Origin of the sequence: Bosea sp. ANAM02 (assembly GCF_011764485.1) — a bacterium.
GTDB lineage: Bacteria > Pseudomonadota > Alphaproteobacteria > Rhizobiales > Beijerinckiaceae > Allobosea.
In genome coordinates this window covers 498672-512570 of the sequence record NZ_AP022848.1, presented here as the reverse complement: position 1 = coordinate 512570, position 13899 = coordinate 498672, and the positions used below count along the sequence as shown (strand labels likewise).

Genomic DNA, 13899 nt, shown 5'->3' with positions numbered 1-13899 from the left:
CCACGCTTGTCATTCGGGGGCTTCGCGGAACGAAGAACCCGGAACCCACGACCGGGTGAGCCCACTTTCAAAAGCATGGTCGCAAGCTTTCACCCAGTCGTGGTTTCCGTGTTCGCGCCTGCGGCGCGCCCCGGAGTGACGAGGGTGGCTCGCCCTGAAACGACGATGCCCGGCGCAGGGCCGGGCAGCGCACGCATTCAGGAAGGCCCTGCCTCAGGCGAACTGGCCGTGGCAGTGCTTGAACTTCTTGCCCGAGCCGCAGGGGCAGGGCTCGTTGCGGCCGACCTTGCCCCAGCTCTCCGGATCCTCCGGGTTTCGGTCCAGCACGGCGGTATCCGCATCGGTCGCGGCGAACTGAACGCCGGTCGCGCCATAGTCGCCGAAGCCCGAGCCTGAACCATCCGACACCTGCATCGGCGCCTGATCCTCGGGCTGGTCGAAACGCACCTCGATGCGCGAGAGATGGCCGGTGACCTGCTGGCGCAGATGGCCGATCAGCCCGTCGAACAGCTCGAAGGCCTCCTGCTTGTACTCCTGCAGCGGGTCGCGCTGGGCGAGCCCACGCCAGCCGATGACCTGGCGCAGATGGTCGAGCGTGACCAGATGCTCGCGCCAGAGATGGTCGAGAGACTGGAGCAGCACCTGCTTCTCGACATAGGCCATGACCTCTTCAGTGTTGCGCTCGATGCGGCCGGCGTAGTCCTCGTCGGCGAGCTTGCGGATGCGCTCGCGGATCTCGCTGTCGGCGATGCCCTCTTCCTTGGCCCAGTCCTCGACCGGGAGATCGAGGTTGAGATGCTGGATCACCTCCTGCTTGAGGCCGGCGGTATCCCACTGCTCCGGATAGGCCTCTTCGGGGATGTGGCGGGCGACGACATCCTCGACCACGCCATGGCGCATGTCGTCGATGGTTTCCCGCACGCTCGCCTGGCGCATGAAGTCGCGCCGCTGCTCGAACACGACCTTGCGCTGGTCGTTCATGACGTCGTCGTATTTCAGGATGTTCTTGCGGATGTCGAAATTGCGCGCCTCGACCTTGCCCTGCGCCTTCTCGACCGCCTTGTTGATCCAGGGATGGACGATCGCCTCGTCCTCCTTGAGGCCGAGCTTGGTCAGCATGCCGTCCATCCGGTCGGAACCGAAGATGCGCATCAGGTCGTCCTGCAGCGACAGGAAGAACTTGGAGCGGCCGGGGTCGCCCTGGCGGCCGGCGCGGCCGCGCAGCTGGTTGTCGATGCGCCGGCTCTCGTGCCGCTCGGTGCCGACGATGTAGAGGCCGCCGGACTTGAGCACGCGCTGCTTGAACTCCGCCACCTCGGCGCGGATGGCGGCGGCCCTGGCGTCGCGCTCCGGGCCCTCCTCCATGCCGGCGAGATCGTGGGCGATCCGCATCTCGGCATTGCCGCCGAGCTGGATGTCGGTGCCGCGGCCGGCCATGTTGGTGGCGATGGTGATCGCGCCGGGCACGCCGGCCTGCGCGACGATATAGGCTTCCTGCTCGTGGAAGCGGGCGTTCAGCACGGCGAAGGCCTTGGTCGTCCTGCCCGCGCGCGCGGCCTCGTAGATCGGCTCCAGCGCCTTCGGGTCGGTGAAGTCGAGCAGCTTGTAGCCCGCCTTCTCCAGCATCTCGGCGATCAGCTCCGAGCGCTCGATCGAGGTGGTGCCGACCAGCACCGGCTGGCCGTTCTCCTGCGCCGCCTGGATCTCGCGGATGACGCCGCGCACCTTCTCCTCGAAGGTGCGGTAGACCTCGTCATCCTCGTCCTTGCGGGCGACGGGAACATTGGTCGGGATCTCGACGACTTCGAGCTTGTAGATCTGGAAGAACTCGTCGGCCTCGGTCGCCGCCGTGCCGGTCATGCCGGCGAGCTTGGCGTAGAGGCGGAAATAGTTCTGGAAGGTGATCGAGGCCAGCGTCGCGTTCTCGGGCTGGACGGTGACGTGCTCCTTGGCTTCCAGCGCCTGGTGCAGGCCTTCCGAATAGCGCCGGCCCGGCATCATGCGGCCGGTGAACTCGTCGATGATCACGACCTCGTCGCCGCGGACGATATAGTCCTTGTCGCGGGTGAACAGCGTATGCGCGCGCAGCGCCTGGTTGACGTGGTGGACCAGCGTGACGTTGTGGGCATCGTAGAGATCGCCCTCGGTCAGCAGGCCGGCCTCGCGCAGCAATTCCTCGATATGCTCGTTGCCGGCCTCGGTCAGCGCCACCGTGCGCTGCTTCTCGTCGACCTCGTAATCGGCCGGAACGAGGCCGGGCAGCACCTTGTCGATCGCGACATAGAGCTCGGACTTGTCGTCGAGCGGGCCGGAGATGATCAGCGGCGTGCGCGCTTCGTCGACGAGGATCGAGTCGACCTCGTCGACGATCGCGAAATGATGGCCGCGCTGGCTCATCTGCGCGACGTCGTATTTCATGTTGTCGCGGAGATAGTCGAAGCCGAACTCGTTGTTCGTGCCGTAGGTGATGTCGCAGGCATAGGCGCGCTGGCGCTCCTCGTCGTCGAGGCCATGGACGATGATGCCGACGGTCAGGCCGAGGAAATTGTAGAGCTTCGCCATCCACTCGGCGTCGCGCCGGGCGAGGTAATCGTTGACGGTGACGACATGGACGCCCTTGCCTTCGAGGGCGTTGAGATAGGTCGGCAGGGTCGCGACCAGCGTCTTGCCTTCGCCGGTCTTCATTTCGGCGATGGCGCCCTCGTGCAGCACCATGCCGCCGATGAGCTGAACGTCGTAAGGGCGCTGGCCGAGCACGCGCTTGGCCGCCTCGCGCACCGTCGCGAAGGCCGGCACCAGCAGATCGTCGAGCTTCTTGCCCTCCGCGATCTGCTTCTTGAACTCCTCGGTGCGCGCCTTCAGCGCCTCGTCGCTCAGCGCGGCGATCTCTGTCTCCAGCGCGTTGATCGCGGCGACGCGAGGCTGATAGCCCTTGACGCGGCGGTCATTCGACGAGCCGAAGAGTTTCTTTGCGAGCGCGCCAAGCATGTTGGGCCTTTCAGGTGATGCGTTGAGCCCCCGGCCGGCGCGTACCGCTTGTCGCGCGCGAACCGGAGGTTCGGTATTCTCGAAATTGCGACCGCGTGTTTAGACGCGTGCGCGGGCAGGGTCCAGCGTGCGTTTCGACCAATCGGCCGCGAAACGGCAAGTGAATTCGGCTCCGGATGTGGGGTTTTTCCGCCCCTCTTCCAAGAGCCTGCAGCGAGATCGCACGACGCTGCGGCATCGGGGCCGGTGAAAAGCTTTCGTGATCGCCCGCCGTAATCGCCTGAACCGCCTTGCCTTTGCCGCGTTCATCGGGCAGTGCAGCCGCCAAACCGCCTCGGTTTCCGACGAAAGGCCGTCATCCATGAACTCAGCCCGTTTCATCGCCGTCCTCGGCTTCGCGCTGCTGGCGGGCCCGGCCTTCGCCCAGGCCGACAAGGTCGTGGCCAAGGTCGACGGCATCGCCATCACCGAGAAGGACGTCCAGCTCGCGAGCGAGGATCTCGGCGAGCGCCTCGCCCAGCTCCCCGAGGAGCGCAAGCGCGACGAGGTGATCAACTATCTCGTCGACCTCAAGCTCGGCGCCAAGGCCGCGACCGAGGCCAAGATCGGCGACACGCCCGATTTCGCCGCCCGCCTCGCCTATTACCGCGAGAAGGTGCTGCTCGACGAATACCTGACCCGCGAGGGCAAGAAGGCCGTCACGTCCGAGGCCGCCAAGAAGCTCTTCGACGACACCACCAAGGCGATGACGCCCGAAGAGGAAGCCCATGCCCGCCACATCCTCGTCGAGGATGAGGCGCAGGCCAAGGCGGCCGTCGAGCGGCTGAAGAAGGGCGAGGATTTCGCCAAGGTCGCGGCCGAGCTGTCCAAGGACCCGGGTTCGGGCAAGGAAGGCGGCGATCTTGGCTGGTTCACCAAGGACCGTATGGTGCCGGAATTCGCCGAGGCCGCCTTCAAGCTGAAAAAGGGCGAGATTTCCGAGCCGGTGAAGAGCCAGTTCGGCTGGCACGTCATCAAGCTGGAGGACAAGCGCTCCAAGCCGCTGCCGGACTTCGCCGCGGTGAAGCCGCAGATCGACCAGTATCTCGAGCGCAAGGCCCAGCAGGACATCGTGCTGTCCCTGCGCGAGAAGGCCAAGGTCGAGCGCCTCGACAAGCCGGCGACGTCCGCCACGCCTGCTCCGGACGCAGCTAAGCCGGCCGAGTCGAAGAAGAACTGAGCATTTCGCTCATACCACGCGATTTTGAAGGGCGGCCCTTGCGGCCGCCCTTCTTGTTTTCGTCATCGGCCTGCGGCAGAGGGCTTTTGAACGAGATGCGCTGCCCGGCGATCGCACGATTCGCCGGCCCCTCAGCAGCGCTCCGCAGGAGGAAGCCCGATGGCCGGCAAGGATGTCCCCGTTTCCCCGCTCGCGCCGAAGCGCCAGCCCAAGGTTCCGCCGATTCCGGGCGTGCGCTTCGCCACCGCCGAGGCCGGAATCCGCTACAAGGGCCGCCAGGACGTCTGGTTCGCACTGCTCGACGAGGGCACGCAGGTCGCCGGCGTCTTCACCCGCTCGAAATGCCCCTCTGCCCCGGTCGACTGGTGCCGCGAGAACCTCGCCCAAGGCTCCGCCCGCGCCGTCGTCGTCAATTCCGGCAATGCCAATGCCTTCACCGGCCTCAAAGGCCGTGACGCGGTCAAGCTCACCGCCGAGATCGCCGCCAAGGCGGCTGGATGCAAGCCGCAGGAGGTCTTCATCGCCTCGACCGGCGTGATCGGCGAGCCGCTCGACGCGACCAAGTTCAAGGGCGTGCTCGACGCATGCGCGAAGCGTGCCGCCGACGGCCCCTGGATCGACGCCGCCCGCGCGATCATGACCACCGATACCTTCCCGAAGGCGCTGACCCGCAAGGCCAGGATCGACGGCAGGGACGTCGTCATCGCCGGCATCGCCAAGGGCGCCGGCATGATCGCGCCGGACATGGCGACGATGCTCTCCTTCGTCTTCACCGATGCGCCGATCGCCGCTCCCGTGCTGCAGGCCCTGCTCTCCAAGGGCGTGAAGGGCTCGTTCAACGCGGTCACCGTGGACAGCGACACCTCGACCTCGGACACGCTGATGCTCTTCGCCACCGGCAAGGCCGCTGCCCGCGGCGTGCCGGCGATCACCGAAATCAACGACGCTCGCCTTTCAGGCTTCAAGCGCGCGCTGAATTCGATCCTGCTGGAGCTCGCCCATCTCGTCTGCAAGGACGGCGAAGGCGCCCGCAAGTTCGTCGAGGTGCGCGTCACCGGCGCGGCTTCCGCCCGCTCGGCCAAGCGCGTCGCGCTCTCGATCGCCAACTCGCCGCTGGTCAAGACCGCGATTGCCGGCGAGGACGCCAACTGGGGCCGCGTCGTCATGGCCGTCGGCAAGGCCGGCGAGCCGGCCGATCGCGACAGGCTCGACATCGGCTTCGGCGACATTGTCGTGGCCAGGCAGGGCGCCCGCGCGCCGTCCTATGACGAGGTCGCGGTCTCCGACTACATGAAGGGCGATAATATCGTCATCACCGCCGATCTCGGGCTGGGACGCGGCAAGGCCACGGTCTGGACCTGCGACCTGACCAAGGCCTATGTCGAGATCAATGGCGACTACCGCTCCTGAAGCACCTGCTCCGGCCGAGATTCGAAGTTGCGGCAGCGTCCCGAGGACTGCATCATCCTGACCGGCGCCTTCCTGGTGACGATGGCGCCGCGTCGGGTGGGGGCTTCATGAGGATCGGGATCACGGCGGCGCTGCTGCTGAGTGCCATCACGGCCGGTTGCGTCGAGCGCAAGCCGGCGACCGTGGCCTTCTCGACCGAAGAGGCCGCCTTCATCCGGAAGGCCGGCACGGGCGTCATAACCGGCCATGCCTTCCGGACCAAGCCGAGCGGCGTGGTCGTCAATGCGGCCGGGCAGGTCGTGCGCCTGATCCCCGCCACGGCCTTCGCCCGCGAGCGCTTCGCCAATTTCTATGGCAAGGCCAAATACGTGCCGCACAGCGCCTATCCGCGCGATGACGGCGCCGACCCCGCTTATTCCGAGTATACCCGCACGACCAAGGCCGAGGCCAATGGCCGCTTCGCCTTCGACAAGGTCGCGCCCGGCACTTACTTCCTGACCACGCAGGTGATCTGGGGCGAGGAGACGGCCTTCACGCGCGAGGGCGGCTCGGTCTATGACAGCGTCACGCTGACGGGCAAGGAAACCGAGCCCGTTCAGGTCATCCTCTCCGGCAACTGAGATACCCCGTGAAGCTGCTCCTCGTCGTCGCCTGCGCCCTGATCGATGCCGATAGCCGCGTCCTCGTCACCCAGCGCCCTGAAGACAAGGCGCTGGCAGGCCTTTGGGAATTCCCCGGCGGCAAGCTCGAAGCGGGCGAGCGGCCGGAGCCGGCGCTGATCCGCGAGCTCTCCGAGGAACTCGGCATCACTGTGAAGGAGAACTGCCTCGCGCCGCTGACCTTCGCCAGCTACGCCTATCCCGAATTCCACCTGCTGATGCCGCTCTATATCTGCCGCCGCTGGCAGGGCACGGCCATGTCCCGCGAGGGCCAGGCGCTGAAATGGGTCCGCCCCGGCAAGCTGCGCGATCTCGCCATGCCGCCCGCCGACGAGCCGCTGATCCCGCCGCTGATCGACCTGCTCGGCGCCTGAACTCAGTGGACGGCCGGCAGGCCGAGCGCCTCCCAGCGTCCCCTTGGAATAGGCCCGCCGACATGGAAGGCGAAGGCTGTGACGCGCTTCAGGTCGGCCGAGACGGTGCAGGCGAAGCGCAATTCGTACCAATGCTGCCTGCTGCGGAAAGCCGCACCCTCCGCCGTCAGCACCCGGCCTGAGAGCCGGGTGGCGGCCAGCGCATAGGCGGTGACGCGATCGGGCTCGAAATCGCGCTGCCAGTCATGGATCTGGCCCATCGCCTCCAGCCCGCAGAGCTGTTCGACGCGTTCGTCCGGCGCGAGCCGCGGCAGCATGGCCACGGTCTCGCGACTGCGCCGATTGGCCAGTACCTGCTGCGACAGCATGCGCGGCGGATGGACCATGCCGTCTGCTTCGGCAGGGGCCGGTTGAGGGCGTGGCGCCGGAGGCTGCGGCGAGGGCGCAGGCTCGTCCGGCTTGGGAGGAGCCTCGGGCAAGGGCGGTGCCGCAGGCGCGGGAGCGGTGACCGGCGGCGGCTTCGGCCGGGTCAGCGCCTCGAATTCCTCGGGCGTCTGCAATTCGACCTCGACGCTTTGCTCGGTGATCGGGACGCTCTCGAAAGTCTGTATCGCGACCGAGGCCAGCCAGGCCAGCAGCGCCGCATGCAGGATCGCGGCGACCGGCAAGCCTGGCGCGGGCAGCGCGAACCGTGACGGGCGTGCGATCGCCATGGTTCAAGCCGCCGCCGTGTCGCCGGCAGGTACGGCCGGTCGCGCCATCCAGGTCATCCGCTTGTCCGCCCCGCTCCCCGGCCGGGCAACAGCGCCGATCAAGCCGGCATTTTTGTGATCTCCGGCTCAGGCTCCGCGACCGCCTCGTCGCGCGCGAGCTGGAAGCGCTCGAAACGCTGCAGCTCCTCCTCGATCGCAGCCTTCAGCACCGGCGTCTCGCAATCGTCGAGCCAGGTCCATTGCTGCATCAGGAGCTTGCCGGCCGCCCGGTCTGTCTTGAGATCGAGCACCGCGACGACGCGCTCGCCCGCCAGCACCGGCAGGCCGAAATAGCCGTAAACCCGCTTCTCCTTCGGCAGATAGGCCTCGAAGACATGGGCATAGTCGAGGAAGAGTTTGGCCCGCTTGCGCTGGATCATCAGCGGATCGAAGGGCGAGAGGATGTGGATCAGCGTCTCCTCCGGCGCAGGAAGAGGCTCCAGGGCGGCCGGGCGGGCCCAGTGCTGCGTCTTGCCGGCGCCCTCGACGGCAACCGGAACCAGCTCCTTGCGCTTGACGCGGGCAGCGATCAGCTCGTCCACCGCCTTCTTCGAGGGCGCGTCGAGATGGCAGATCGAATCGAGACTGACCAGCCCCTGCGCCGTCAGCGCCCGGTCGAGCAGATAGGCGGTGATCTGCCGCTCGCTCGCCGGCGTCGGCTTCTTCTCCCACTGGAAATGCCGGTCGAACAGTTCATAGGTCTTGACCATCCCGGAGCGTGCCGAAATGGCCAGTTCGCCATCGTAGAAGGCCCGTTCCAGCAGGCCCTTCGACGGCTTCTTGCTGGCCCAGAGATGCGCCTTCTCGATCAGCTCCTCCTCGATGTCGCGGATCGACAGCGCCCCGTCCTTGCGGATGCGGCGGAGCAGCTTGCGCGTCTCCTCGCGGGCGCCGACCGCCGACCAGCGCTTCGGCTCCTCGCGATGCGCCTTCATCGCCGGCAGGAAATAGCGGATGTCGCGGGATGGGACATAGGCCAGCGCGTGCGTCCAGTATTCGAAGACGCTCTTCGAGGCCGATTGCAGATGGGCGAGATCGGCACGGCGATAGGCCGGGATGCGGGCATAGAGGATATGGTGGTGGCAGCGCTCGATCACGTTGATCGTATCGATCTGGACATAGCCGAGATGCTCGACCGCCGCCCGCGCCGCCTCCGGGCCGGCCCCGAACGGATCGCGGCGGTCGAGCCGCTGGGCATGGAGCCAGATGCGGCGGGCCTGTTCGGCGGTGACGGGGATCGGCTTGCGTGGGCGCGGAGGCATGGGCGCAAGCTAGCCGCGCCGAGGGCTTCGGTTAAGAGGTGAGCAGCGCCGCCGCTGACAGGATCTGGCGGGAATGTCGCGGGCACCGCAGGCCGAACAGGTCCCCGAGCCCTCACCTGGAGTGCCTGCCTGGAAATTTCCGCAGCCCTCATCCTGAGGAGCAAGCGAAGCTTGCGTCTCGAAGGATGCTCCAGATGATGCCGGAACCTCCTGAAATATCCTTTGAGACGCCGCGTACCGCAGCTCCTCAGGATGAGGACTCACCTGCAGAGAGGCTTCTCAGAACTCGCCGCTCAGGCCCATGCGGGCCCCGCCGAAACTGTTGCCGGCCAGGCTGACGGCGGCATTGATCGCGACGGGGATGGCGACGTCGAGCCGATGCGCCACGGCGAAGCCGGCCGCCCATTCGCCCTTGTAGGTTGCGGTGTTGCCGCTCCAGCTCGTCCTGCCGGGGCGGGAGGGTATCGCCGCTGCCGTCATCGCCATCGCGGCCGCGACGCCCTGCCGGGCCTCGCGCCGCCCGTCGCGCGCATAGGCCGCGACGCCGTCGATGCGCTGGTCGAGCCCGGCGATGTCGATCGGCAGCGCCGCGAGATTGCCGGCGGCATCCGTGGTCACGACCTGCGTCGGCCCGCTCTGGGCCGCACGACTCGCCGCCGAGGTCAGGCCAGGCAACGAATAGGTGCTGGCCGCCGTGCCGATCGCCACCTGCCGCGGACGCGCCGCGACAGCTCCGGCGCCGATCGCGACGCTCTCCTCACCGCTGGCCTGCGCCTGCGTGCCGATCGCCGTCGCGCGGGCGCCGTCGGCCCGCGCTCCGTAGCCGGCCGCCATCGCGTCGCTACCGGCAGCGGAAGCGAGCGCGTATCCGCCGATGTTGTTGCCGGCGATCACGCCGTTCTGCTGGTCGAGCGCGGTCAGGGCCGCGCCGACGGTCGTGTAGATGCCGCCGCGCAGGGCATAGCTCGGGCCGGTGAAGCTGCCATTCGCGGCGAAGCCCGCGCCGCCGCCGAGCGCCGAGGCTGCGCTGTCGGCGACGGAACGAAGCTGGCGCAGATTGACCGCGTCCGTATCCTGCGTTCCGCCGGCGACATGGGTGATCTGACGTTCGTTGCCGGCCGATCCGATCGAGAGCGCGCCTTGCGTCGAGGCGACCGCGACGCCGCTGAAGGTCTCGGCCCCGCCCGCCAGACCCGCCCGCAAGGCGACCGAACCCGCCCCCAGCGCGATGCCGCCCACCGCCGAGACCGCGCTGTCGCGCCCGATCGCGACGCCATCGGCTGCCGTAACCGCCCCGCGCAGGCCGATCGCGACCGCACCGGTAGCTGCGCCGGAGGTCGCCGCGCCGTTGCCGAAGGCGATGGCGTTCGGGTCGGCAGCGCTCGCCTTGGGGCTCGCCGTGCTGCCGAGCCCGCTGACCTCGCCGCCGCCGATCGCGATGCCGCCCGGTCCCTCGACCGTGACGCTGTCCGCCTTGAGCTTGCAGTTCCCCGGCAAGGTGACGAGGTTGCCGTTCTGATCGCGGATATTGAGGCCGATGTTCCGGCCGCTCAGCGCGTCGCGCAGGTTGAGGTTCACATCGCCGACGATGCCGTTCAGCACGGGGTCGAGCAGGCCGCCCAGCAGTCCCGACGCCGCGCCTGCGACGGGCTGGAGCACGGGCAGCGCGACACCGAGCCCGGTGCAGACATCGATCAGGCCGCCCGACTGGGCGCTGGCGGTTCCCGGCAGGCCGAAGGCGATGAACAAGGCAAGCGCAAGCGGACGGCGTGACATCGGCACCCCTCCAGAATGATCCCAAGACGGGAGCGATCTGATGAGATGCAAGAATAGGTTGCATATGGTTGCATAAGTGTAAATCAACAACTAAAAGTTGTGAGAACGCGGCTCTACCTTGCCCGAACCTGGTCAAGCTGGTCCGGCGCCGTCCTTTACGGCGCGACGATCAGCGCCCAGTAGACCTGATATTTCGAGCCGGGCGCATAGGCCGTGGCGATGCCCATCCGCTTCGCCTTCGCATCCTTCATGACGCGGTCGTGCTGCGGCGAATCCCGCCAGCCCGAGAAGGCCTCGGCCAGGCGGCGATAGCCGGCCGAGAGATTGGCCTCGGCGCCCGGCTGCCCCTCGCGGGCGAGACGTGCCTTGACCGCATCGGCCTGGGCCGGCTTGTCTGAGCTGGCCATGGCGGCCGCTTCGCGCCGGGCAGCCTCGACCAGCGCGGGGTCGAGCACGAGGGTGCCGAGCCCGGCATTGAGGCGATAGGCCGAGATCATCGCCCGCGCCTGCTCGGTATCGACCTGCGCCGAGGCCGAGCCGAGATCGCGGTAAAAGGCCGGCTGGCTTTGGCGTGGCGGCTCGGCACAGCCGGCAACGCCGAGAACGGCAAGCGCGCCGGCAAGCGCTGCCGGGCAGGTCATCGCGCGCGAAGCCGCGACGCGGCGGAAAATGCTGGGCATCCGATCATTCCTTGCTGTCATCCTTGGCCGGCTCGGGCGCCGAAGGGGGAGCGGGCTTGCCAGCTTCCGCTTCCGCCTCCTCGGGCTCCTGCACCGCAATCGGCTTGCGCGCCCGACGGGCCGTGCCGGCAGAAGCCGGCTTCGATGCCTCCCGCTTCGGGCGGCTGCGCGCGCCGTCTCGCTGTCCCACCGCCTCGGCGATGCTGCCGAGCGAATGCTCGACGCCCTCGAGACCGCGCACCATCAGCTCGGGCACGGCCGCGGCCGGCTCCATCTCGGCCATGCGCTTGTGGATCGCGAAGTTCAAATCGCTGTTGACCCGGCCGGTGATCTCGACATCGGCGACCACGCAGACCAGCTCGAAATCCATGGTCGTGGTGCCGAGCTTCTTGAACATCACGGCCGGCGGCGGCTTCTGCATGACGTCGCCATGGTTCGAGGCGACCTCGGACAGCATTGCCCGTACCTCGCCGGCATCGAGCGAGCGCGGCACGGTCAGCGCGATCAGCACGCGCCCGGTCCGGTCGTTGCGGACACGGTTGCGCACCACGCCGGAGATCAGGTTCGAGTTCGGGACGATGACGGTCGCCCGGTCGAAGGTCGCGATCTCCGTCGAGCGGACATTGATGCGCTTGACGATGCCCTCGATGTCGCCGACCAGCACTTGGTCGCCGACCCGGATCGGCCGCTCCCAGAGCAGGATCAGGCCCGAGACGAAATTCGACACCACCGATTGCAGGCCGAAGCCGATACCGACCGAGAGGGCCGAGGCCACCAGCGTCAGGCGCTCCAGGCTGAGGCCCACCGCCGAGACCGTGATCGCCGCCGCGGCGATATAGCCGATATAGCCGGCCGCCGTGGTGATCGAGTTGCGCAGGCCCGGATCGAGCGCCGTCGTCGGCAGGAACTGGTTTTCGAGCCAGCGCTGCATCGCGCGGGTCGCGCCGATGCCCATTGCGAAAACGATCGCGCCGACGACGATGGTCGAGAGCGAGATCGTGACGCCGCCGACCTGGAAGCCGAAGAAGGCGGCCCGAAGCGAGACCAGGAAGTCGCTCGATTCCAGCCCCCAGGGAGCCAGCACCAGCAGCACCGTCACCGCGATCAGCAGGAGCTTCAGCACGCCGACGCCGATCACCGAGATCTTGTCGAGGGTGGCCGCACGCAGGCCCATGCCGGCCTTCAGCGTCAGCGCGAAGCGGCCCTTGCCGCCGAACAGCCGGGGAATGCCGAGATCGATGAACTGGAAGACCAGCAGGAACAGGCAGGCGACGATGCCGACCCAGAGCGTCTGTTCGGCCAGAAAGGCGGCGAAGACGACATAGCCACTCAGCGTCGCCGTGATGATGGCGAAGCCGATGATCCAGCCGAGGATGCGCACCGGCCCGAGGCTCGCGCCGTCCACGGGCACATAGGGGCCGAGGCAGGCCTCCTGCTCGACCTCGTCGTCGTCGCGGATCTGGTAGAGCCCCGCGATCAGGGCGAGCGCGAACAGGATGGCGAAAAACGCCTTGACGATGATCGAGATGGCGAGGCCGGCGGCGATGGCCTGCAGCCAGGCCTCGAACACCTTGCCGACGGACATCACCGCCGCGAGCGAACTCGCGATCCAGACGACGCTGCGCGCCGTCGTGTCCATCACCTTGACGAGGCGCCGCTGCGGGCTCGACGGCGCGAACAGCGCATCGGCCAGCGCCTGCACGAAGGCGAAGAAGGCGAGACCTGCGACCACGGCCCAGATCACCGGCTGGATGCGCAGCGGCAGCAGGCCGGTCGTGTTCAACGCCTTGTAGATCAGCCAGCTCGCCAGCACCGGCGGCGCCGCGCCGGCGATGATATGCGCGAGCGCGATATAGAGACAGTGCAGGCTGCCGGCGTCCTGCGTATTGCCGAAGCGCGCCTTGAAGCGCGGCAGATAGCGCGCCCGCGCGAGATAAAGCAGGATCGCGCCCATGAGAGCGACGGCGACGACGGTGCCGCGCGTGCCGGAAAAGGCATCGCCGACGCCTGCCAGCCACCCCCCGAAAATATAGCCGGAGGCGCGCAGGTCCTCCGGGGCCGTCGCGACCGCATTGGACCAGACATCCGGATTCAACAGGGAAGGTCCGGCGGCGAACAGCTCCCTGGCGAAGATATCCCGGCGCTTGTCTCCGATATTGGTCTGCAGTTGCTCGGCCTGGAGCAGCGAGGCACGGGCGAGCTTCAGCGTCTCGTCGGCATCGGCGAAGGCCTTGGCCCGCGCCTCGCGGTCGCGCACGATCTCGGCGCTCTCGGCCGGCGCGCTGGCCTCGGGCTTCGGGCCGAGCTGATCGACCCGGAGCTTGGCCTGTTCGACCCGCGGCGCCTGCTCCTCGATGATCGCCCTAAGCTGGTCGAGCGAAGGTTGCAACCGCAGGCGCTGGCGCAACAGCTCGGCATCGCTGGGATCGGGCGCGGCCAGCGTCGTCTCGATCTGGGCGAGTTCGGCACGGACAATGTCCAGCCGGGCACGCAGGCTGCCCGGCTCCGGCCCAGTCTGGGCGAAGCCAGGACCGGCGATGGCCATGGCGACGAGGAGCAGGCAAGCCGCCAGGAAGTCCCGCAGGCTCGAAAACGACGCTCGCGTCCTGCGCGCTGCCATGGCGATGCGACCCTGTCCGTCCGAATGATTCGGCGCGGACTCGACCCTCGCCACAGCTGCGCGCGCAACGCAAGACGGGAAGCGGGGCTCGACCGGCACGAAGGGTTCTCGGCTTGAACATGAGACGAGGCGGCCAGACCCCGCCCAGGCACCTCATCC

Annotated in this window: 10 protein-coding genes; 4 read left to right on the top strand and 6 right to left on the bottom strand. The window is 67.9% G+C overall.

Features of this window, described 5'->3' with window-relative positions; translation table 11 throughout:
• Positions 1-213: 213 nt before the first annotated feature.
• Positions 214-2988, bottom strand: a complete 2775-nt coding sequence (gene secA, locus OCUBac02_RS02470; protein WP_173043323.1) for a preprotein translocase subunit SecA — start codon at positions 2986-2988, stop codon at positions 214-216.
• 361 nt (positions 2989-3349) lie between these two features.
• On the opposite strand from secA, the gene OCUBac02_RS02465 reads away from it, so the two are divergent.
• From OCUBac02_RS02465 to mutT, 4 genes are all read left to right on the top strand, one after another.
• The gene (locus OCUBac02_RS02465; RefSeq protein ID WP_173043322.1) at positions 3350-4207 is read left to right on the top strand and encodes a peptidylprolyl isomerase; all 858 of its coding nucleotides are present in this window, start codon (positions 3350-3352) and stop codon (positions 4205-4207) included.
• 159 nt (positions 4208-4366) lie between these two features.
• Complete coding sequence (gene argJ / locus OCUBac02_RS02460) at positions 4367-5617, top strand: bifunctional glutamate N-acetyltransferase/amino-acid acetyltransferase ArgJ (RefSeq protein ID WP_173043321.1); 1251 nt, start codon at positions 4367-4369, stop codon at positions 5615-5617.
• A 107-nt stretch (positions 5618-5724) separates the two neighbouring features.
• Positions 5725-6237: a hypothetical protein gene (locus OCUBac02_RS02455; RefSeq protein WP_047581935.1), complete on the top strand. Its 513-nt coding sequence runs from the start codon at positions 5725-5727 to the stop codon at positions 6235-6237.
• The gene (gene mutT, locus OCUBac02_RS02450) at positions 6234-6650 is read left to right on the top strand and encodes an 8-oxo-dGTP diphosphatase MutT (protein WP_173049276.1); all 417 of its coding nucleotides are present in this window, start codon (positions 6234-6236) and stop codon (positions 6648-6650) included. Before OCUBac02_RS02455 ends, mutT begins: the two co-directional genes overlap by 4 nt.
• A gap of 2 nt (positions 6651-6652) precedes the next feature.
• Here mutT and OCUBac02_RS27255 read toward each other — a convergent pair whose 3' ends face one another.
• The 5 genes from OCUBac02_RS27255 to OCUBac02_RS02425 form a co-directional block, all read right to left on the bottom strand.
• Positions 6653-7363, bottom strand: a complete 711-nt coding sequence (locus OCUBac02_RS27255) for a DUF930 domain-containing protein (protein WP_244639072.1) — start codon at positions 7361-7363, stop codon at positions 6653-6655.
• Between the two features lie 98 nt (positions 7364-7461).
• On the bottom strand, positions 7462-8664 hold the full coding sequence (locus tag OCUBac02_RS02440; protein ID WP_173043320.1) for a winged helix-turn-helix domain-containing protein: 1203 nt from the start codon (positions 8662-8664) through the stop codon (positions 7462-7464).
• A 279-nt stretch (positions 8665-8943) separates the two neighbouring features.
• Positions 8944-10440 (bottom strand): hypothetical protein, encoded by a 1497-nt coding sequence (locus tag OCUBac02_RS02435; RefSeq protein ID WP_173043319.1) that lies wholly within the window; start codon positions 10438-10440, stop codon positions 8944-8946.
• Between the two features lie 155 nt (positions 10441-10595).
• A complete protein-coding gene (locus OCUBac02_RS02430) occupies positions 10596-11120 on the bottom strand; it encodes a CAP domain-containing protein (RefSeq protein WP_244639071.1) in 525 nt (174 codons plus the stop codon).
• Positions 11121-11124: 4 nt separating this feature from the next.
• Positions 11125-13740 (bottom strand): DUF3772 domain-containing protein, encoded by a 2616-nt coding sequence (locus OCUBac02_RS02425; RefSeq protein ID WP_173043318.1) that lies wholly within the window; start codon positions 13738-13740, stop codon positions 11125-11127.
• Positions 13741-13899: the final 159 nt, after the last annotated feature.